The organism is Marcopretia estuarina LEGE 06307, from assembly GCF_056633115.1.
Map to the genome: position 1 here is coordinate 466,098 of NZ_JBSJOY010000001.1, position 19,615 is coordinate 485,712.

Sequence of the window (19,615 nt, forward strand, 5' to 3'; positions counted from 1 at the left end):
GGGATCAGATCAGAGTGGTCTGAATGGGGGCGGTGGAACTGCTGGAGGCTGCGGCTGCCCGCTTCTCCAGCTCGGGCCAGGCGATCACCAGGCCGTTGTAGGCGCGGGCTTCTTCTGCCTGCTTGGTTTTCTCGCAGTGGTTGTAGAGGCGGTAGGCGAGGGCGCGGCAGTTCACGGCCAGATCGCCGTGGCCGGACACCTTCTTGAGCTGAAGCAGCAGGTCGGCCGCCTTGTCTTCCCCGCCGTCTTCCAGCCTCTTGATGAGCTGCTGGGTGGCTTCCCAGACGCAGAGGCGCTTGTCGCTGGCAGGATCCCAGTCCCCGGGGAGTTCTGAACGCTGTAGCAGGCGAACCTTGCCCGCCAAAGACCGGAGGATGCCGGCTTCGGCAACCCCAGCCACAGAAAGGTTACGGGCCTTGGCGATGCCTTCTGCATCACCGAAGACTCGCTCCTTGTAGCCGAAGCTCTCGAAGAACGTCAGGACAAAGCGGCTGTCGGCATCCAGGTCACCCTCATCCTGGGAGAGGTATTCATCCTTCGCTGAGTTGATCTCGATCAGGGCTTCCCGGACGCTCATGGGGCTGTCGTCAGGGTTGAGCACGGCCTTAGCACTGCTGTAGATCGCCATGCCAGGGCCGATGGCTGCCTGGTCCACATCCACGGGGGCGATGTTGGCGCGCTCCAACTCCTTAAGGGCCCGGGGTAGCTCTTGACGCAGTTGGCGTCGGAAGTCCGTGCGGGACAGAGTGATGGCTGAATCAAGTCGTCGTTCACAGACCAGCACAACACTGGAAGCAAGTGCATTGGTTCCCATTGCAATCATTCGACCGGAGCCCTCTGTCCTTACCGGCCAAGTGCCATTAAGTGCAAAGCCTGCTCTGATCACTGCCGCCAAAAAGGTCTCCCATCCAGTGCTCGCTGTGCCTGTGGTCGTCTTAGTCTCTGACTGCTTGAAGGCGTAGTAGATGGTGACCGGGAAAGCTGGATGAGATTGTTCGGCAATCCGCTGCATCGCCAAAGTCATGCCGCCAAGGAAGAAGGCCTCGGCACCATCCTTGCCGCCATGACGATACGGCGTAGCCACCAGCTCTTCGGCCTTGGGTACGGCCAGAGTCGCAAAAAGCTCGGGGAAAACAGATTTCAGGGAGCGTCGCAGCCATACGTAGAAAAAGTCTGAGAGGTCGGCGTATCCGATATTGTCGTAATAAGGAGGGTCAGTAGAAACTACTCTAAGGCTAGAGATGGATTGAGTAGATGCATCTAACTGCTCTGCGCATCTCCGACTCGTGAGTGTCGTGCGCGGGAAATACTCAATCGCCATGGCGCCTTTATCGATCCCCGTGCTGAACGAGCCGCCCAGATCTGCGAATGTATTTGACTCGGCATAGTCCCAAGTCATTGGAATTGCTTGACGTGCAAATGTTTCTCTGAAAGCTCCGCGGTCGCTCATCCACGATGCAACCGAAGAGCCTATATTTGTCATTTTTGAAACGCCAAAAGCCAGATAAGTTGCCACCGCGTCTGCATAGGCACCAGCCCCACCTCCTCCCTCGCTTAGTGTCATCGCTTCATCCACGTGCCCTGCAACTAGCGCATCTGCTTTCACCCGCTCCCGCGCTTTCTGTACCAAGTCCGAGAAGGTTGTGAGGGCAACGAGCTGGCGGGGAGTGAAGAGGTCGCCGTAGGTGGTCAGGCCGTAGTGCACGGTCCAGAAATTGCGCGGATCATCGGGCAATGGTGTCTCGGGCTTCCAGGTGGGCTGGGCATTCAGCGCAATGGCTTCCATCTCTGGCGTTGGGGCCAGGTAGACCCGACTTCTATTCCCTTCCGCCACAATTGCCATCATCCGTGACCCCATTCGCCCAGCGACGCCCTCGGCTTTGATGTAGTCACCTGAGATCGGAGTGGTCGACATCAGGCACTGGAAGTTCGCCCCGCGTGACAACTTGGTGCCGTTCATGGCAGCCTCCACATCCCTCGGCCTACCAACCTTCACAGTGAAGTGATAGCTGTCGTCCCCTACCACAGGCTCCACGTAGGCCTCCTTACCTGACTTGGTGGAGAGCATGAAAGTGGAGGCCAAGGGTATCTCCACCTCCGAGAAGGCCGGGTTCGGGCTCTTCACCATGCGGGCCCACAACCAGGCGATCACAGTGAGCTTCTTGCCCACGTAGGGGTTCAGGTCCGGCCGGTCCTTCGCCATCGCAGGCGTCACTTCCACCTTCGGGTAGAGGTGGCCGATGCGCTTCTCGGCTTCATCGCGCATCCATTGGCCGTAGTAGCGCACGTCGTCCGCCAGCCCCTGGGCGCCCTTCCAGGCGCTGATGTCTTGTTTCCGCCGGCTCTCGGGATTCACCGGGGCCATCCCGGCGAACTTGGGCGGGATCTCGATCATCGCCTTGTTGATCAGCACCGCCACCGGGTTCAGATCACTGGCGTAGGCCTCAAGCCCCAGCCGTTGCGCCTCCAGGGGCAGGGCTCCACCGCCGGCGAAGGGATCGTGGAATCCAGGGAGCTTCTCCGGGTTGAACAACTCGGCCGCCTCGGGGTGATCGGCGTTGTCGGCGCAAGCCCTCCGCCAACTGCGCCGGATCTCCGTCCGCGCCCGGTTCAGCACCTGTTCGTTGGTGGTGTTCTCCCAGGTGACGAGTTCGCTGATCAGGGCGAACAGCCTCAGCCGCTCGTGCTCCTGGGCTTCATCGGTAGGGAACTCCTCCGGCACTGCCGAGGGGTCGTCGACCATCTGGCAGAAGATCACCGCCCGCGCCGCTGCCAGCGGTCGCCGTGCCCACCACAGGTGCAACGTGCTGGGGTGGCCGTGGCGGATGCTCTTCTCCCGCGCCGAGGCTGCATTGATCGCCTCCAGCGGGATGGCCACCTCGATGAGCTTCTTGCGGCGGTGGACGGGGTGGGAGGGCATTGAGTTCAGTGGGGGGCGCGGCCAGCGGCCAGAAGTTGCTGCAGGTTCTTGGTGATCTGGGTATCGCCGAAGCCAGGCACGCCCCAGTCGATGCCGCTCACGTACACCGGAGCAGAAGCCTGACCGCCCGTCACGCTCACCAGGGCCAGCCGGAAACGGTGGGGCGAGTTGCGGCCGGTGTTCACCTCATTGATCGTGAGCGTCACCGAGTCGGCCCCATCAACACGGCCCTTCACCTCGATGAAGAACAGATCGCCCTGGTCGTCCATCGATTCGATGTCGTACCCGATGCCCCGATGTGCGCTCACATCCTTGGGCATGCGCCCCATCGCCTTCTCCGCCTGGAACACCGCGTTCATCGCCATCAGCTCCACCCGCTTGCGGGTGGCAGCATCGGGCCCGGCTTCAGGCCCAGTGGCCCCTGCCGCCAGCAGCAAGCCCACCGGGATCACCAGAGTGCCCCCCTTGAGGATGGGCACCTTGGCGCTGATCTGAGCCTCCAGGGCCAGTTGGGCCTTGCGCTTCTCCAGCCGGGCCACCAGCAGCTCGTAGCGCTCCTTGGCCACCTGGGCCGGTAGCCGCACCTGCTTGCCGGCCGTCTCCTGCTGCTTGAGCTCCTCGTAGCGGCGGTACCAGTGGTTGATCTCCCGCTGCATCCTTGACTGGATCTCCTGGCCGGCCTTGGCGATCCGCTCCAGCCGTTCCCCCTTCACTTCTCCCAGGTGCTCTGGCACCAGGTTCGTGAGGGCCTGGGTGATCACTAACTGGTCCCAGTCCTGAGCCAGCCAGCTCTCACCCAGCACCCCTTCGATCTGCTGCCGCTCGCCATCCTTCAAGGGTCGGTAGTCGAGATAGGGCGCGGAGCCCGCGATGGCCACTTCACCCTGGCGGTTGATCTCCAGGAACTGCAGCCGATTCGAGATGAGCTGCTGCTGGCCATGTCGGTTGCGGCGGCCGTCCTGCAGCCCATGCTCCAGACAGAACAGCATCCGGGGTTCGGTGCCCAGATCCCGTTCATCCACCAGCACCGCCCCTTGGCCAAGCACGGCGCCATCACGCTCCAGGACCAGGGAGAGGCAGGCCTCCAGCAGCGGATGGCCTGGGCTCACCAGCTCAGCCCGTGGGCTCTCACCCACCTGTTCCTTCTCAAAGCAGATCCGCTCATAGCGCGCTTGCACGGGTACTCCGAAGCCGATCTGCTGGTTGCGGTCGAGCAGCAGCGGCGGCACGTAGGTGATCTCGTAGCGGCCCTTCTCCCGCTCGAACACCTTGCCGCCAAGCCGCCTGAAAGCCTCTATGAAGAAGTCGTGCACGTAGTGGGGGTGGATGCGGCGGGCCATGGCCCGCTCCATCTGCTGCCGCAGCAGCTCAACCTTGTGGACGTCCATGCCCTGCTGGACCAGGGCCCGCTCGTTGAGCAACTGCCGCAGGTGGTCCTGGTTCACGGCCCCATCGATCTCCAGATTCATCTGGAGCTGCCGCTCGGGCTGCTGGTTGTAGCGCACGGCATCCATCAGCAGATCCCGCAGCGAGCGGCCGGAGAACAACTGCCCCAGCACGTCGAACACCTTGTCGCCGAGGGCTTCTCGGGCGATCTCCAGCTTATGAAGCAACTGGATGTAGACGTCCCCCTCGCGGGTGTCCTTGGCCAGCAGGTTCCAGAGGTGGCAGACCTCCTTCTGGCCGATCCGATGGATGCGCCCGAAGCGCTGCTCCAGCCGGTTGGGGTTCCAGGGCAGGTCGTAGTTGACCATCAGATGAGCCCGCTGCAGGTTCACCCCCTCCCCGGCGGCGTCGTTGGCGAGGAGCACCACCACCTGCGGGTCGTTCATGAAGGCATGCACGATCTGGCGGCGACGGTCACGGGGCACCCCGCCATGGATCTCCACCACAGCCTCTGGCCGGCCCAGCCGATCGCGGATCTTGATCGCCAGATCCGTGAGGGTGTCCTTGAACTCGGTGAACAGCACCAGCTTGCGGCGACCCCCGTTGGGCTCGCGCATCAGGGGTTCATCGAGGATCCGGTCCAGCTCGCTCCACTTCGCGTCGCTGCGCTGCTCCACCACCTTCTTGCTCAGCTTCTCCAGACCCTTGAGGGTCTCGATCTCCAGTTCCAGCTCGGCCAGGGTCTGGGCTGTGGTGGCGTTGTCGGTGAAGGCCTCTTCAGTGGCTTCCACTTCGCCAGCGGTGTCTTCCTCGTAGAGCTCGGCGATGTCGTCGTCGCTGATGGTGTTCGGCTGGTACTTGGCATCCAACTGCAGCTTGCTGCCCGCCTCACGGCCCTCCAGCAGCAACCGTTCTTCCTTCAGCCGGCTCTCCAGCCGCTCCCGCCGTCGTTCCAGCGAGCGATGGATGGCGAATGGGGAACTGGCCAGCCGCCGCTGCAGGGTCATCAGAGCGAAGCCCACGTTCACCCGCTTCTTGCCGCCGCCCTCGGCCTGGGCGTTGCGGTCGGCGCGGTTCATCTCCTCACGCACGTATTCCGTCACCTTCTCGTAGAGCACCTTCTCGGGCTCCGAGAGTTCGTATTCGGCGGTGTAGCTGCGCCGCTCGGGGAACAACTTCGTGCCCGCGAACGTGTAGAGGTCTTCCTTGACCAGCCGGCGCATCAGGTCGGTGGGGTCGCTGCGGTGCACGGCGTCCTTCTGCTGTCCCGCGAAGCGGTCCTCATCCAGCAGGGCCATGAAGAGCTGGAAGTCCTCGTCCTTGCCGTTGTGCGGCGTGGCCGTCATCAGCAGCAGGTTGCGGGCATGGTTGCCCACCCGCTTGCCCATGTCGTAGCGCTTGGTGCGCTTCACCTCACTGCCGAAGTAGTGGGCGCTCATGCGGTGGGATTCATCGAACACCACCAGGTCCCATTCGGGGGCCTGCTCCAACCGGGTCTGAAGCTCCGCATCGCGGGAGAGCTGATCCATGCGGGCGATCAGTAAGGGCCGCTCTGCGAACGGGTTGCCCAGGCCGGTGGCGTTGATCAGGTCGCGGGTCAGCAGCTCGAACTGCAGCTCGAACTTCTCCTTTAGCTCGTCCTGCCACTGCTCTGTGAGGGAGCCCGGCGCCACGATCAGGCAGCGCTCCAGCTCGCCCCGGATCAGCAGCTCCTTGATCAGCAGGCCGGCCATGATCGTCTTGCCCGCGCCGGGATCGTCGGCGAGCAGGAAGCGCATCGGCTGCCTAGGGAGCATGTGCTCGTAGACCGCGCTGATCTGGTGGGGCAGAGGATCGATGGCGCTGCTGCTTACCGCCACGTAGGGGTCGAACAGGTAGGCCAGCCGGATGCGTTCTGCCTCCGACACCAGCCGGAATAGCTCGCCGTCCCCCTCGAAGCTCCACTTCCGGCCACCGGAGACCAACTCCAGGTCGGCTTCGCTGCTGCGGAACACGATCGTGTCGCCGGTGCTCCCGTCCTGGCCTCGGTAGAAGACCTGGGAGGCCATGTCGCCCATTCTCTGGACGCTGATCAGCCTCACAGCTTCCTTGCCCACCAGGCCCTTGACCAGGGCGTCGGGTTTCAGGTCTTCCAGCCTGGTGGTCATGGGAGCACCGATTGCCGCGGCTGCGTCGGCATGAAGGTGCTGAAGGGAGAGCGCTACTGCATTTTGCGGCCTGACTGGGCTATTGGGAACCGCTAGCGGCAGGAATTGATCATCAAGCTGAGTTTCCATACACGTGGTGCATGGCTTTGCTGGTTGCGTGGTCATGCCGCCTCCCTGGCGATCAGACCTGGCAGGCAGCGCAGTTGCTCCACCGTGTGGACCAGCACCGCCTGCTGCCGCCAGCCAGCCGGCAGCACCAGCCACACCTGAAGTTGCAGTGGAACCGGCAGCGGCAGACCCACCAGCGGCTGCCACCAGTCGGCGGGCTCCAGCTCGACCAGGGGCATCGCCAGCGGTGAGCACTCCAGGCGCTGCAGCCACTGGGCCGGTGTCTGGCAGGTGGTGCCCGCGATTTTCAAGCTGAGTCCGCGCTCCGCCAAGGCCCGCTGCAGGCCCTGCGCAACCCCGCGATTCGGTACCAGCACCGTAGGGAGAGGAGCGCCTCGCCCTGGCGCCAGGCCGCGGGCCAGCGCCAGACCCAGTGACAGCGCACCCAAGGGCAGCAGCTCCAGCTCACTGGTGTTCAGCCGTTCGTTGCCCTGCAGCTCCAGCCCCGACACCAGGGCCCCATCGAGCACCCCCTGGCGCACCAGCTCCAACCAGCACTCCACCGTCCGGAACCGCGGCGGCGCCGGCAGCAGCCAGCTGCAACCCGCCAGCAGCGGCTGCAGGAGCACATCGCTGCCGAAGCGAGCCACGCCGGCGGAGAGGCGGTGGGCGCGGCAGCCGAGCCGCAGTTGCTGCATGACTGTGGAGCTGCCATAGCAGCAGCCCAGCTGCCGGCGACGGTTAGGCACCAGGGCGAAGTCCGCCGCCAGAGCCCGGTAGCGACGGCTCACCGTGGGCTGGCTGAGGCGAACAAAGTGACTGGCCGCCATGGTGGTGCCGCTGAGCTCCAGCAGATCAAGAAGGCGGATGTCCTGCAGCAGGGCCGGCAGGCGGTAGCGGTGTGCCGGCTTCGGCAGCGCAGGGATGGTGAGGTCCATCGGGGGATCTCCACGGCGTTGCTGGAAGCCTCGGCTCCCCAGTGGGAAAAGCAGTGTCATCTCCTGCGAAAGAGCAAAGCCAGCCAGCTGAACCCAGGCCAGGCCTGGATTTGAGCTTGCTTGTTCGCAGGAGACTCTTGAAACTGGTGCTCTTGCTGGGCAGGCTGCCGTGATGACCGCACCCCTCCGCTGCCACCTGCTGATCGGTCCGCCCGCCAGTGGCAAGACCACCCTGGCTGGCGTGCTGGCGGAGCTCACCGGCGCCCAGGTGCTCTCCACCGACCGCCTGAGGCGTGAGTTGTTTGGCGATGCGGCCGTGCAGGGGCCCTGGCGCGACATCGAAGGCCTGCTGCACCAGCGCATCCGTGAGCTGGTATCGGATGGGGTTCCGGTGATCGTGGATGCCACCCACGCCCGTCGGCCCTGGCGCCTCGCCATCACCCAGGCCCTGGCCTTACCGGCCCCGGTCGAGTGGATCGGCTGGTGGCTCTACACCTCCCTCGCCACCTGCCTGGAGTGGAACCACACCCGAGCGCGCCTGGTGCCCGAGCCAGTGATCCGCGAGATGGCGGCGGCCCTGGCCGATCCGGTCTTCGGGCCGTTGCGCGCGGAGGGATTCGCGTCGGTGGTGGCGGTGGTGCCGACCCAGGTGCGCGAGCTGGAACCATTGCTGCGCGACGAGCTGGCCCGGCTCGATCACCGCATCCGCTCGGCCCGCAACCGCGAGAACCGCTTTGAGCTGCATGGCTATTCACGCCTGCTTGATCTGGAGCGGCTGCTCTATCTGTTGCACCTCCTGAGCACCTACCCGGAGTTGTCAGCGGACGACCCCGCTACCCGGGCCGAGCTGGAGGCGATCGTTTCCCCGCTGCCGGAGGGCGACCTGGCCGAGCAGGCGGCGGCTTACCTGCGCCGGCTGCATGGCGAGTGCTACGGCGATGCGGTCGCCATCCGCTCTGATCTGGCCTGGCTGGAGGCCAACGCTTTCAGCAGCGCCCAGCCCTCGCTGGCGCCGATCCAGCTGTCGCCACCCCGCCTCGAGCAGCAGCAGGGCCCCTGGCTGGGCGGGGTCCATGGGGGCTACCCACCGCTGGGCGATGGACCGGTGTTCCAGCGGGTGTTCACGCTGCTGCGTCACCTGCTGCAGCAACCCTTCGATCGTGCGGCAGGAACACCGTTGCCCGAGCACCTGATTGCCCAGACCGAGGCCATCCCCGGTGCCTACCTCCCCGGGGAGGCGGCCACCCTGCGAAAGGACATCGAGAGGATCCTCACCCCCTATGGCTTCCGCCGCCGCAACGACAACGTGCGCCATGGCTATGGCCTTGGCACTGCCCTGCTCTCGGCCCACCAGCTGCGGGAGGTTCACGCCGTGGTGCGTGACGCGGCCGGTCGGCTGGCCGATCCCACGGCCCAGGACCTGCTGGCTGAGCTGGAGGAACGGCTCCAGTGGGGCGGCATCGCCATCGATCACGAGACGCCGGTGCGGGGCTTCGCCAATCGCTCGATCGTGTCTTCAGCCCTGGTGCGCCCCGATTCCCTGGCGGCAGAGCCCCAGGCGGAACGGCTGGAAACAGCGATCGTGGAACGGCGTCGGGTGGAGCTGGAGCGTTACGCCTCGGTGGCCTCCTTTGCCGACAGCCCCAGCGGCTCGTTCCGCGTCTGGCCGCTGCAGCTGCTCTTCCACAACATCGGCTGGTATCTCGTCTATGAGGAGGACAACGTGGGCCGGGAGGAGGGCTTGATTCGCACCGAACGGATCGATCGTCTCGCCCTGCGCCGCAGCGAGCGGGGCTACCGCCGCAGCGACGAGGCCCATCGGGCGGCCCTCAAGCGGCTGGAGCTGCTTCTGCACCACAGTGGCGGCATCTACTTCGGCGACAACCTCGATACCCAGCTGCAGCTCTGCAGCCCAACGGACAGGGTGCGGGCCAAGGCACTGGTGACCGTGCGCTTCTGCTGCCAGAGCTGGAGCTTCGCCTTCATCCGTGAGGGCCTGCAGCGCTACCCGATTGAGCACACCCGTTTCTCCAAGCGCCTGCCGAGTGACACCTGGTGGCACCACCCAAAGGCGCCGCACGTGCTGGAGCTGGGCACAGCGGCCGACACCCATCCCTACCCGGTAGAGCTGGACCTGCCGGCCTGGACGGTGGAGCGGGACATTGACCTGCGCAACTGGCTGTTCGGCTTTGGGGCCGGCATCCGCATAGAGGCACCGCTGACGCTGCGGGAGGAGCACCAGAAGAAGTTGCTGACCGCCTTGGCGGTGTACCAGCCGGCCTGAGTCGGTTTCTGGCTCAATTCAGCTGGCGCGCCCGGCTCTGTCGGCGGGAGGCCTGCGCGATCGTTTTGAGCTCTTCGGCCTCCTCCAGGAGCTCGCCCGAGAGGGACTCCAGATCGTCGGCCGCTTGCCGCAGCTGGCTGCTGAGTTTTAGACCTTCATCGATGGTTGTGCTGAAGGCGGCTGTGGCCTGATCAATGTCGGCGAACAGCTCCTTGAATTCCTCTGGTGGGTTGGTGCTCCAGTCGGGATAGGCAGCGGCGGCCTTTTGGAGCACCTCCAGGGCGGAGCACCAGCTCACCTTGAGGCGGAAATCGAGAGGTCGCAGGTCCATGTTGGTTCGCTTGAGCTCCTTGGTGCTCGACACCTTTGCCAGAGCAAACACCTGACGTTTCAGGTCCGCCAGCGTTGGCTGCGTCTGGCCCGCAGGCCTGGCCGTCGCTGCTGGTTTGGGCTTGGCTGGAGGCTTGGCCTCTTTCGGGCCAGGGGGCTTCTTTGTTCCCATGCCCTTACTCAGCGAGCTCCATGCCCAGTTGCTCACCGCTGCGCAATTGCTCCAGCTCCCGCCGTAGCGCCTGGCTCGTCTGGCGTTCGATCCTCAGGGCGTCCTGGAGTTCATCCCGCTCGCGCCGATAGCGGTTGGTGTGGGCGACACGGCCGCCGAGGCTCTGGTTGTTCCTAGCCAGTTGCTTGCGGCGTTCCACCTCCGCATCGAAGGCACCCTGCAGGGCCGCCAGCTCTTTCTCCAGCTGACGTTCGGCATTGGATTGCTGCTGCTCGGAGCGCAAGGCTGCGTTATCCGCTTCCAGAGCCTTGAGGCGTACCTCCAGGCGCTCGATGTAAACCTGCTTGCCACGCAGCACTTCTTTGAGCTTGTGCAGCAGCGCACCAAGCCTGGAACGTTCCTTCTGCTGGTTGAGTGCGTTTTCTTCGCAGAGCCGAGCGAAATCCCTCAGCAGGCCCGTGCGCCGCTGCAACGCCTTGGCGGTGCACTCGTACTTGATGATCGCGATGACACGGCAGCGCTCCAGCTCATCGAGCTCCTGAACGGCCTTGAGGTGTCTCAGCTCGTCGTAGTTGGTGCACTCATGGCGCAGTTCCTGGGTGGGAACATGCTCCTGGGCGCCGATGCGCTTGAGGTTCCTCAGCCGGACCCTGTCGTGCCAGTAGTCGAAGAGCGCCTTCTGGTCAGCACCTCCGAGCATCGCCCCCCCCTCCTGCTCAGCTGCTGGTAGCCAGCCAATCCTAAGAAGCTCCATCGCCTAAAGCCTCAGGACTGGTGTTCTGGGGTTACACCGCGGCGGCTTTCAAGCCGCAGGATGCGCTGGGCGTGAATGTCGCTCTCCGGCGTCCAGCCCGCCTGCAGGGCATCGTCGAGCGGCTGCTCAGCCTGTGTGGAAGCAGGCGGTGAACAATCGAGGGTGGCCACCAGCAGCACCGCCAGCAGCAGTTCAGCGGCTAGGAGCAGGTCGATCTGGTCCATAGGTGCAAGGGCTCCGTGTAACTCCAGAGCAACCCTCCACCGTCTCTGAGCGCTTGGGCTCCTTTCTCCTGCGAAGCAGCAGCGGAGGGGCGCTCGTGCGCAGTGGCGGCCAGCGGCCGGGCGGGCTTGGGGTGTGAATTTTTCCCACCTCAACGCGTATGCGGCAGCCTGCCGCCGCCCCAGCCGCTACGTGGGATCACGGCTGCAGCATTCAGTCTGCGCATAGAAACCCGCGTCCAATTTCGCCAGGTGTCGTGCTGCAGGCGACAGGATTGGAGCAGTCAAGCTGGCCCCATGGTCTATCTGCCCTCAACATCTGATTTCCCGCCTGACCCTGTGGTGCTGAGTCGGGAGGATCTGAACAGCACTTACCTCGAGCTACGCAACTGCTACAAAAGCTCGATCCGTAGCCGCGGCCAGCACCGCAGCCTGGCCAACAAGGCACGAGATGAAACAGCACAGCTCAAGCAACGCCTGCTGGATCTGGCTGCTCGGGAAGCCTCCGTTCGCAAGGACGTCTACGAAATGCTGGAAATCGTCACCTCCCTGGCCGGTGACATCGAAGACGCTGGCGACGATCTGCTCAATGAATTCGGCCGTTACAAGCTCGGCCGTAGGTCTTATCAGGGGGGCTCCTTTCTTGGTGGCTTGGTTCAAGCGGTGATCCGCTTCATCAACCGCTGGACCCACGCTAAAGAGAAGGTGGTGCAGCTGGACCAGAAGCGCCAGGAGTTCATCGAGAAGAGCAAGGAGCTGCCGCCACTCACCGTGGGTGGCAAGGGCCACAAGGGCCCCGTGAGCCAGTCAGAACCGGTCACGCCAGCGACGGTAGAGACGGAGGTCCATGGGCCAGATCACTGACAGCTTGAAGGCCACGCTGCGGGAATTAGCCCAGTCCGATGCCCGCCTCTACCGCGGTCTGCAGGAGGAGCTGGGCGACACGCCTCCGGCCACCAGCCAGCCAGCACCGGTGCTGGAGGGGGATGGCCCTGCCAGTCGGGAAGAACTGGAGGGCCTGTCGATCGCTGCGCTCTGGACGCTCTGCAAAGCACGTGGGATCAAGGGCCTCAGCAAAGGCCCCGTAGAGAAGCAGGTGGAGGCCCTGCTCAGCCATCCCGCTGGTCCCCCCTTGCGCAGCGCCCTCCCTGTCAAAGCAGCCAAGGGCGGTAAAGCCAGTGGCAGGAGTGACAGCAAGGCCAGCGGTCCTGAGCTTCAGCACCTGGAGCAACGACTCGATCGGCTGGAGCAGCTGGTGCTGCTGATCGCTACTCAGGTGGGCGTTCCCCCAGCTGCGATCGAGCGGCTGCGGGCGGGCCAAGCTCTCCCGCCAACCTGAGGCACCAGTTTCTGCTAGCCGCCTGGGCATGGGCGATGCTGCAGGCCAGCGATGCCCCCAGGCCATGCGGTTTCAACAAGAGAGGCTGGGCCGCTTTTTGCTCTGGGGTCTCCTCATTGGCGCCAGCACAATCGCGATCGTGGAGTTGCTGCGCAGCGACTGGAACGGTGGGATCAGTGCCTCTCTGGCCTGGTTGGTGTTTCTGTTTGTGGAGCGGCAGCTGCCGCCTAAGCGGATGACTCCGAGGCCTGACTGTCGACGACGATCTGCACAGTTGACCGGGGCCTGGCCCTGATCAGGCATCTGCGGCGGCGAGCGACTGGAGTACCTGTTCCCGTACCCCCTGGAACCCAGTGCGCGCAGGGACTCGCAGGTGACCCCTATCGCTGCCAGTTCTAAGCGTTGCGTGCATGAATTTGCGCTCAACCACATCAGCAAGGCAGCCTTGTTGCTGACCTGGCAGGCGGATGACGCTGGACTGATTCAGTTCTGGCAACACCTGCGTCATCAGCCGCTGATCGCCATGGGTTTCCGCTTCCGCCGTTCCGTCCGCCTGGGCCCCTTGCGTTTCAACTTCGGCAAGAGCGGGCTCAGTTCGATTTCCCTGGCTGGTCGCGGTGCGTCGTTCAACATCCCAAATAGTCGCTGAGGTGCCCCCCACCCACCACGGTGGGACTAACTGGCACGGGGTTGAGCTGGAGCGTTGAACACAGCCCTGAGGCGAATCAACCAGCCCCGGCGCGCCTCCCCGCTGGCCTGGCGGAGGGCCTGCCCAACAGCCGCCACTTGCGTTCCGGTCAGCTGGACGCCTTCAAGCAGGGGTGCCTGGGGGTGGTGCAGGAGCAGCTGTTCGCGCCAGGTTCCCAAGGCCAGCAGCTCTGGGAGCTGAACCTGATCACGCGCCTGCTTGGAGATTCCTCCCTCGGCAGCAGGGTTCAGGGTCTGCTTGCGACCCAGCTTGATCTCAAACTCATCACCGGGTTTGAGATCCAACAGCGCGGAGTAGGCCTTACCGATCAGGAGGTTGCCGTTGCCCTGGACGGTGGCCACGTAGCTCAAGCTGCGACCGGCCTTCCCTTTAGTTTTGCCGTCGCCATCACCTGAGCTGACGCCCTTTGGCCTCCAGCAGCGCCTCATAGAAGGCGGTGAAGTTCAGCCGTTCGCTGACGTCCTTCTTGGTGCTCACATAACCGATGGCTCGCACCAGATCGGACTTGGAGGCAGCACCCAGCTCCTTGACTTGTGCGAGCGGTTCAGATCCGGTGAGCGCCATGGGCGTGGCGTTCAAAGCCTGAAGGTAACGGGTAAGCAGATGACGACCAGAGCCAGAAGATGCGGTTGTCCGCCCTCACAGCGCAGGCTCTCGCAGGCCATCCCATCACCATTGCCATCGAGGTAGGTGTGGCCCTGGCGCAGCAACTCCTGGGCCTTGGTAAATCTGCCAATCTGCTTGCAGTGGCAAAGCTAGCCTGCCTTCGCAGCTGGGGCTGTCCCAGCAGGAGCCACACCTGAACTGACTGCACCGCTGCTTCCACCCGTACGCCGGGCCAGGCGAAATTCCCAGGGCCGGGTGATGCCGCCAGGCACCTGCCAGACGCCAAAGCGGCTGCGGGATGCCCGGTACTCGGCATCCAGATACTCCTTGGCGTTGCACTGGCTCAGGTACTGGCGGTAGGCAAACGCCATGCCGACTTCCACCAGCGCCAGGTTCAGATTCACCTCCCCGATCACCTCCGTCACCCTGTCGCTGTCGCAACCCAGGAAGGTGTGGCATTGACGCAGCAGTTTTGGATCATTGAAACGCTGCTGTACTGAATACTCGCCCAGGAGCTTGAAGACTTCCGGTCGGCTCCACTCGCTGCGCGAAAGCCCCCCACGGTCACAGTGCCCCCAACCCCTCCTTCAATCCTTCGGTGACGGCAGCCAGAAACGGCAAATCGAGGGTGTCGATCGTGTCGCTCATCTGGTGGTAGTGCGGGTTGCGCATGAAGGAGGTGTCGGTGACCATCGCAGCGTTGTAGCCCGCATCCCAGAAGGGGCTGTGGTCGCTCAGGCGCACATCGGGCATGGCATGGCCGGCAGCGGGCACCGGCAGCAGCTTGGTGATCACCTGCTGGCCCATGCGGCCAACGATCCCCGACAGCATCGGTGTGGCGCTGAGGTTGCCCACCACGGCGATGAAGTCGCCACGGTTGCCATACACCGCCTGCATGGCCGGGATGGGGTAGCGCTGAGTGTCGCTGGTGTAGGCGAGCATCTCCAAGCTCACCATCAACTTGAGCTTCTGGTCGCTGGCCTTGAGGTCACGGGCCAGGGCCGAGCTGCCGAGCATGCCCCATTCCTCCTGATCAAATGCCACGAGCCACACCGGTCTCCTGGGTGGATGGTCCGACCAGTGGCGGGCCAGCTCGATCAGGGCCGCCAGACCGGAAGCGTTGTCATCGGCGCCGATCGAATGCAGGGGTCCGTCGTAGTGGGCCGCCACCAGCAGGGGATCGAGCTCAGGGCGCTGGCCGGGGAGCTTGAGGATCAGGTTGGTGCCCGCATCGATCCCTTCCGAGAAGCGGTGTTCTTCCACGGGACCAAGTGCGCCGAGCTGCTCCTTGAGATATGTCCGAACCGCCATCAGGCCCATGGGGTCCCAGCGGGCATGGCGGGGCCGGGCCAGTTGCTGCAGGTGCTCCAGCAGTCGGGTGTGGTCTGGGGCGAGCTTGGGAGCGGGGTATTCGATGGTGATCTGCCTGATGTGGCATGAAGCTTACTCGCTTGACACCTGCACTGCAACTGTGCATTATGGGGTGATGGTGAAGGTCTCCACTCCAGCTGACGCCCTCTACGGCCTCGAGGAGCTCCTCCTCGTCGCCGGCAAGCTGCTGGGAGAGGTGATTTCACCCCGCACCGTGCGTCTCTATGCCACCCAGGGGTTGATCGATCGCCCCGGCAAGGAGGGCCGCAGTGCGGTCTATACCCACCGCCATCTCCTGCAATTGGTGTTGGTGCGCGCCCTGGCTCGGCGCGGTCTCAGCCTCTCGGCGATTGCTCCCCTCTGCGTTCTGGCCGACGCCGATCTGGAGCAACAACTCGAGCAGCTTGATGGGGAAGGGGCGGCGGCCACCGTTCCTTCCCCTCCTGCTTCCCGGGCCGCCCTCGACTACCTCCGGGATCTGCAGTCCTCAGAGGAATCCACCCCCACCAGCGACGACATTCCTGCGCACCTGTTGAGCAAAACCCATTCGCTCAGTCCCGTTCTCCGGATGCTCAGCGAACCCTTCTCTACCCAGGCCCGCTCCGAACGCTCCCCTTCCCGCTCCCCTTCCGGCTCCCGCTACGGGGGGAGCAGTCGCGAGGCCTCCAGCCGCTGGCTCCGTTTCACCCTCGCGCCCGGGATCGAAGTTCACGTCCGCGAATCCGTTTCTCTTCCTCCTGCCGGTTCCCGCCGTCAGCAGTGGCTCAAGCGCCTGCTGGATCGGCTCAACGAACTGATCGACGACCCCTTCAGCTGAATCTTTTTTTCCAAGTACCACCGCCTACTCAGCTATGACCCAACCCACCCTGCGCTTCCGGCCTCTGCGGCCGGCGGTGGCCTCTGATCGCCCGTCACGCCTTGATCTGCTGCTCACGATCACACCCCCAGGCCTTGACGTTGATCCCCAACGCCAGCAACGGCCGCCGCTGAACCTGGCCCTGGTAATCGACCGCTCCGGCTCGATGAGCGGCACCAAGCTCAGCTACGCCCGCAAGGCGGCCCGCTTCCTGGCCGGGGAACTCACCAGCCGTGATCGCCTCGCCATTGTCAGCTTTGACGACGAGGTGAAGGTGGTGGTGCCCTCCACCCCCGTCATCGATCCGCAGTCGTTCATCGCTGCGATCAACACGATCCACAGCGGTGGCTGCACGGCCCTCTTCGATGGCTGGCTGGCGGGAGCCACCCAGGTGGCCGAACACCTCGATCCCACCCAGATGAACCGGGTGCTGCTGCTCTCTGATGGCCAGGCCAATGAGGGCCTCACCGACCAGGAACAGATCGCCGCCAAGGTGGAGGGCCTGACCCAGCGAGGCATCAGCACCAGTGCCTTTGGCCTGGGGGCGGACTTCGATGAAGACCTGATGGGTGCCATGGCCACTGCTGGCGATGGCACCCTGGCCCACATCGAAACCCCGAGCCAGCTGGCGGATCTTTACGCCTCCGAGCTCCAGGGCCTGGCCACCACCTTCGGGCGGCGGGTGAGCATCGGTCTACGGGTCAAGCACGGCGCCGAGTTGGTCGATCTGCTCAACGACCTCAAGCCCACCGGCGCCGGCAATCACCAGCTCCCCAACCTGCGCGCCGGCCAAGAGCTCAATGTGGGTGTGCAGCTCAAGCTGCCCGCCTGGATCCCCAATCAGGAGATCCTCAGCGTGCGCCTGGCCTGGGATGCCCCCGGCAGCAACGAACGCCAGACCCTGATCGAGCATCTGCAGTTGCCTGTAATGGAAAGCGAGGAGCTCGGGGCACTGGACCCCGATGAGGCGGTGGCTGAACAGTTGGCCCTCTTCAAAGCCAACCGTGAGCGCAGGCGCGTGATCGAGGAACTCGATCGAGGTGATCACGACACCGCAAGCCTCAGTCTGCGGAATCTGCGCGACAACCTGTTGAAGATGCCCGCCAGCCCGAGGATCTCCCGCGAGCTCGACCTGCTCGGCGAAAAGCTGGCCTTGCTCAAGAGCGATCCGAAGCGCGGCCGCAAGAACCTGAGCAAGGAGTCGCAGCGCTCCAGCCTCAACGTCTGGGAGAGCGACGATGACCAGTCCTGATGTGGTGGCGATCGGGGATGTGCATGGCTGCGCCTCCCTGCTGGAGCAGGAACTCACCCCGCACCTGGAATCGGGCGCGGAGTTGATCTTCCTGGGGGACCTGATCGACCGGTCCCCTGAGCCCGATGGCGATCGCAAGGTGTTGGAGCGGGTCTGGCAGCTGCAGGACAACCCGGCTGCGTATGGGCTGGCCGGGGTGACCGTGCTGCGGGGCAACCACGAGCAGATGCTGCTGGACGCCATGGCCCAATCGACCCCAGAAGAAGACTTCGATCTGTGGCGTTGCAACGGCGGCCAAAAGGATCTCCTCCCCTTGGCCCGCGAACACAAGCAGTGGTTCAGGCAGCTGCCGGTCAAGGCGATTCGCGGCAACTACCTGTTTGTGCATGCGGGGGTGCGGCCGGGGGTATCGCTGGAGCGCCAGGCCTTCGACGATCTAATCTGGATCCGCAAGCCCTTTCTTTCCAAGCCCCATGGCCTGCCCCACATCGTGGTGCACGGCCATCCATTCCGCAACGACTACCAGGTGACCCGGTTGCCGCATCGCATTGGGATCGACACCGGGGCGTATCTGAGTGGAACGCTGACGACGATGCGGCTTGAACTTCCATCCGTTCCAACTGTGGAGGTAGAGCCATGAGCCCTCTGGAAATCTCTCGTGAGGAGCGGTTGGCTTACCTGGACCTCTTTCGTGAGGCCCGCGATTTGGCCATCGACAGCCCCTTCCATTACCTGCTGTTTGATGAGGACCTGTCTCCAGTCGTGCAGGCATTCACCCTCGATGAGATTCTCAGCCTGCATCCCACAGATGCTCCCTTCCAGCAGCGTGTCTGGATTTGCGAAGACGTAGTGAACCTCATCGTCCGCAAAAGAAACCTCTGGCAGTCGACAGGCCCATTGCCCCAGCTCTATAGACGAACTGGGACGATGATGCTGGTGGTTCCTCCGCTGGATGAGGAGCATCAGCGTGAGGCTGGAACTTGGGAAACCGTCTACAGAACTCGGAAGGAGTGATGCCTAAGTCCTTTGCCTACCCTGCTGATGTTCGAGACGGCGGTTGGGTTAGCCGGCGCCTCATCACCCCCAGCCAGCTCTCCCTCTTCAGTCGCAGTCCGCAAGTCGGCGCTTGGTGGGAGGAGTTCAAGGCAAAGGGCCTGTTCACTGGCGAGCAACCTCTTGTCTAGTGGCCGCAATTCGTTAAACTTATTCCAACTTGAGCAGGTAATGAATTGATCTACTCGAGAGATATTTTTGAACTTGCCGAAGAATGCGACGTTCCATCGCCCGTATATTTACACGTTTTTCCACACACTAGACACAAGGGGAGAGACAATCTATCTTTTTATAGAGACAGGTTTATCGTTGAAGGCGTAAGTGGCATGATCGATGAAAATCAACATCAGACACAAAATAATTTCGCAGTTGCTAGATCGATATTAGTTCTTGTGCCAATAGATCGGAGTGAGCGTTATGTATTCGCTGGCGCCTACCAAGTCTTATCAAGATCTCATCCTAATAATGACGGAAAGTATACAATAATAGAAAATGAGCTGAGTGACAACAAAATCAATCAGCTATTTGGACGCATTGTGTTTAGGTGGTCAAGCCCATGCAGAGTACGATGCCTTAAGATCAAAGAAAATGGAATCAACTTTAGTCTTATTGAATTGAGAGAAAAGAAATATGGGGAATCTGATGTTCCGTTTCCTGGATTTTATTCATTTCATTTAAACCGAGAAGAGTTCGATGCAAGAATTGGCAGTGTCGAAGATACAACCTGGAAAGCCGCTCTTTCGTCTGTTTCAGGTGTTTACGTGATCACGGACAAGTCAACTGGTGACTCATACGTCGGATCGGCATATAGCGCCATTGGCTTGCCAAATCAAGGTATATGGCAAAGATGGCAAGGATACCTAGGTGGTGGGCATAACGGGAACATATTACTCAGGGAGCATATTGAAAGGAGAGGTGCGGGCAATTTGATATACAGCATTCTCCATACCATGGATATTGGCTCTAGGAAAGAAGACGTGATCCAGATGGAATCATTCTACAAGAATGCATTTGGCACCAGGGTTCATGGTTTGAACATTAATTAGCCTTGGATTCTTTTTCAAATGGATCTTAGAAAACTTCGACGCCTCATCACCCCCAGCCAGCTCGCACTCTTCAGCCGCAGTCCGCGGATCGGAGCCTGGTGGGAGGAACTCAAAGCCAGAGAC

Annotated in this window: 18 protein-coding genes and 1 pseudogene; 9 read left to right on the top strand and 10 right to left on the bottom strand. The window is 63.0% G+C overall.

All coding sequences use genetic code 11. The features are described 5' to 3' along the window. Positions 1-4 precede the first annotated feature (4 nt). The 3 genes from ACWJI3_RS02350 to ACWJI3_RS02360 all read right to left on the bottom strand — a co-directional run bounded on the left by ACWJI3_RS02350 (position 5) and on the right by ACWJI3_RS02360 (position 7,559). Complete coding sequence (locus tag ACWJI3_RS02350; protein ID WP_480202721.1) at positions 5-2,920, bottom strand: DUF1156 domain-containing protein; 2,916 nt, start codon at positions 2,918-2,920, stop codon at positions 5-7. Positions 2,921-2,925: 5 nt separating this feature from the next. Next, positions 2,926-6,453 (bottom strand): helicase-related protein, encoded by a 3,528-nt coding sequence (locus tag ACWJI3_RS02355; RefSeq protein ID WP_480202722.1) that lies wholly within the window; start codon positions 6,451-6,453, stop codon positions 2,926-2,928. 161 nt (positions 6,454-6,614) lie between these two features. Then, entirely contained in the window at positions 6,615-7,559 is a 945-nt protein-coding gene (locus tag ACWJI3_RS02360; protein WP_480202723.1) for a hypothetical protein, read from the bottom strand. A 112-nt stretch (positions 7,560-7,671) separates the two neighbouring features. Between ACWJI3_RS02360 and ACWJI3_RS02365 the strand changes: the two genes are divergently transcribed. Next, the gene (locus tag ACWJI3_RS02365) at positions 7,672-9,783 is read left to right on the top strand and encodes an AAA family ATPase (RefSeq protein ID WP_480202724.1); all 2,112 of its coding nucleotides are present in this window, start codon (positions 7,672-7,674) and stop codon (positions 9,781-9,783) included. Between the two features lie 13 nt (positions 9,784-9,796). Here the strand turns inward: ACWJI3_RS02365 and ACWJI3_RS02370 are convergent, their stop codons facing one another. The 3 genes from ACWJI3_RS02370 to ACWJI3_RS02380 all read right to left on the bottom strand — a co-directional run bounded on the left by ACWJI3_RS02370 (position 9,797) and on the right by ACWJI3_RS02380 (position 11,263). Next, positions 9,797-10,114, bottom strand: coding sequence for a hypothetical protein (locus ACWJI3_RS02370; protein ID WP_480202725.1), 318 nt, complete (start codon positions 10,112-10,114; stop codon positions 9,797-9,799). A gap of 175 nt (positions 10,115-10,289) precedes the next feature. Continuing rightward, on the bottom strand, positions 10,290-10,985 hold the full coding sequence (locus ACWJI3_RS02375) for a hypothetical protein (RefSeq protein WP_480202726.1): 696 nt from the start codon (positions 10,983-10,985) through the stop codon (positions 10,290-10,292). 65 nt (positions 10,986-11,050) lie between these two features. Further along, entirely contained in the window at positions 11,051-11,263 is a 213-nt protein-coding gene (locus ACWJI3_RS02380) for a hypothetical protein (protein WP_480202727.1), read from the bottom strand. 294 nt (positions 11,264-11,557) lie between these two features. Between ACWJI3_RS02380 and ACWJI3_RS02385 the strand changes: the two genes are divergently transcribed. The 3 genes from ACWJI3_RS02385 (at position 11,558) to ACWJI3_RS02395 (ending at position 13,248) form a co-directional block, all read left to right on the top strand. After that, positions 11,558-12,124, top strand: coding sequence for a hypothetical protein (locus ACWJI3_RS02385; RefSeq protein WP_480202728.1), 567 nt, complete (start codon positions 11,558-11,560; stop codon positions 12,122-12,124). Beyond that, entirely contained in the window at positions 12,108-12,599 is a 492-nt protein-coding gene (locus ACWJI3_RS02390) for a hypothetical protein (protein ID WP_480202729.1), read from the top strand. The genes ACWJI3_RS02385 and ACWJI3_RS02390 overlap by 17 nt, the downstream gene beginning before the upstream one ends. Positions 12,600-12,972: 373 nt before the next feature. Next, positions 12,973-13,248 carry a DUF4236 domain-containing protein gene (locus ACWJI3_RS02395; protein WP_480202730.1) on the top strand — a complete coding sequence of 92 codons (276 nt, stop codon included), beginning with the start codon at positions 12,973-12,975 and terminating at the stop codon, positions 13,246-13,248. A 293-nt stretch (positions 13,249-13,541) separates the two neighbouring features. On the opposite strand, the pseudogene ACWJI3_RS02400 reads toward ACWJI3_RS02395, so the two are convergent. From ACWJI3_RS02400 to ACWJI3_RS02415, 4 genes and pseudogenes are all read right to left on the bottom strand, one after another. After that, positions 13,542-13,872 (bottom strand): annotated as a pseudogene (locus ACWJI3_RS02400) (AbrB family transcriptional regulator); the annotation flags it as partial. 11 nt (positions 13,873-13,883) lie between these two features. Further along, on the bottom strand, positions 13,884-14,045 hold the full coding sequence (locus tag ACWJI3_RS02405; protein WP_480202986.1) for an excalibur calcium-binding domain-containing protein: 162 nt from the start codon (positions 14,043-14,045) through the stop codon (positions 13,884-13,886). A gap of 18 nt (positions 14,046-14,063) precedes the next feature. Beyond that, positions 14,064-14,426, bottom strand: a complete 363-nt coding sequence (locus ACWJI3_RS02410; protein ID WP_480202987.1) for a thermonuclease family protein — start codon at positions 14,424-14,426, stop codon at positions 14,064-14,066. Positions 14,427-14,478: 52 nt separating this feature from the next. After that, positions 14,479-15,225 carry a M20/M25/M40 family metallo-hydrolase gene (locus ACWJI3_RS02415; protein ID WP_480202731.1) on the bottom strand — a complete coding sequence of 249 codons (747 nt, stop codon included), beginning with the start codon at positions 15,223-15,225 and terminating at the stop codon, positions 14,479-14,481. A gap of 175 nt (positions 15,226-15,400) precedes the next feature. On the opposite strand from ACWJI3_RS02415, the gene ACWJI3_RS02420 reads away from it, so the two are divergent. From ACWJI3_RS02420 to ACWJI3_RS02440, 5 genes are all read left to right on the top strand, one after another. After that, positions 15,401-16,102: a MerR family transcriptional regulator gene (locus tag ACWJI3_RS02420; protein WP_480202732.1), complete on the top strand. Its 702-nt coding sequence runs from the start codon at positions 15,401-15,403 to the stop codon at positions 16,100-16,102. Positions 16,103-16,136: 34 nt separating this feature from the next. Beyond that, positions 16,137-17,393, top strand: a complete 1,257-nt coding sequence (locus ACWJI3_RS02425) for a vWA domain-containing protein (protein WP_480202733.1) — start codon at positions 16,137-16,139, stop codon at positions 17,391-17,393. Further along, complete coding sequence (locus tag ACWJI3_RS02430) at positions 17,380-18,033, top strand: metallophosphoesterase family protein (protein ID WP_480202734.1); 654 nt, start codon at positions 17,380-17,382, stop codon at positions 18,031-18,033. The genes ACWJI3_RS02425 and ACWJI3_RS02430 overlap by 14 nt, the downstream gene beginning before the upstream one ends. Then, entirely contained in the window at positions 18,030-18,407 is a 378-nt protein-coding gene (locus ACWJI3_RS02435) for a hypothetical protein (protein ID WP_480202735.1), read from the top strand. Before ACWJI3_RS02430 ends, ACWJI3_RS02435 begins: the two co-directional genes overlap by 4 nt. A gap of 215 nt (positions 18,408-18,622) precedes the next feature. Further along, positions 18,623-19,492: a GIY-YIG nuclease family protein gene (locus ACWJI3_RS02440; protein WP_480202736.1), complete on the top strand. Its 870-nt coding sequence runs from the start codon at positions 18,623-18,625 to the stop codon at positions 19,490-19,492. Positions 19,493-19,615: the final 123 nt, after the last annotated feature.

Coding starts and splice junctions, on each gene's coding strand:
- ACWJI3_RS02385 (WP_480202728.1), top strand. CDS start 11,558: ATGGTCTATCTGCCCTCAACATCTGATTTCCCGCCTGACCCTGTGGTG.
- ACWJI3_RS02390 (WP_480202729.1), top strand. CDS start 12,108: ATGGGCCAGATCACTGACAGCTTGAAGGCCACGCTGCGGGAATTAGCC.
- ACWJI3_RS02365 (WP_480202724.1), top strand. CDS start 7,672: ATGACCGCACCCCTCCGCTGCCACCTGCTGATCGGTCCGCCCGCCAGT.
- ACWJI3_RS02355 (WP_480202722.1), bottom strand. CDS start 6,453: ATGACCACCAGGCTGGAAGACCTGAAACCCGACGCCCTGGTCAAGGGC.
- ACWJI3_RS02360 (WP_480202723.1), bottom strand. CDS start 7,559: ATGACACTGCTTTTCCCACTGGGGAGCCGAGGCTTCCAGCAACGCCGT.
- ACWJI3_RS02425 (WP_480202733.1), top strand. CDS start 16,137: ATGACCCAACCCACCCTGCGCTTCCGGCCTCTGCGGCCGGCGGTGGCC.
- ACWJI3_RS02435 (WP_480202735.1), top strand. CDS start 18,030: ATGAGCCCTCTGGAAATCTCTCGTGAGGAGCGGTTGGCTTACCTGGAC.
- ACWJI3_RS02350 (WP_480202721.1), bottom strand. CDS start 2,920: ATGCCCTCCCACCCCGTCCACCGCCGCAAGAAGCTCATCGAGGTGGCC.
- ACWJI3_RS02420 (WP_480202732.1), top strand. CDS start 15,401: ATGGTGAAGGTCTCCACTCCAGCTGACGCCCTCTACGGCCTCGAGGAG.
- ACWJI3_RS02370 (WP_480202725.1), bottom strand. CDS start 10,114: ATGGACCTGCGACCTCTCGATTTCCGCCTCAAGGTGAGCTGGTGCTCC.
- ACWJI3_RS02415 (WP_480202731.1), bottom strand. CDS start 15,225: ATGGCGGTTCGGACATATCTCAAGGAGCAGCTCGGCGCACTTGGTCCC.
- ACWJI3_RS02430 (WP_480202734.1), top strand. CDS start 17,380: ATGACCAGTCCTGATGTGGTGGCGATCGGGGATGTGCATGGCTGCGCC.
- ACWJI3_RS02380 (WP_480202727.1), bottom strand. CDS start 11,263: ATGGACCAGATCGACCTGCTCCTAGCCGCTGAACTGCTGCTGGCGGTG.
- ACWJI3_RS02375 (WP_480202726.1), bottom strand. CDS start 10,985: ATGCTCGGAGGTGCTGACCAGAAGGCGCTCTTCGACTACTGGCACGAC.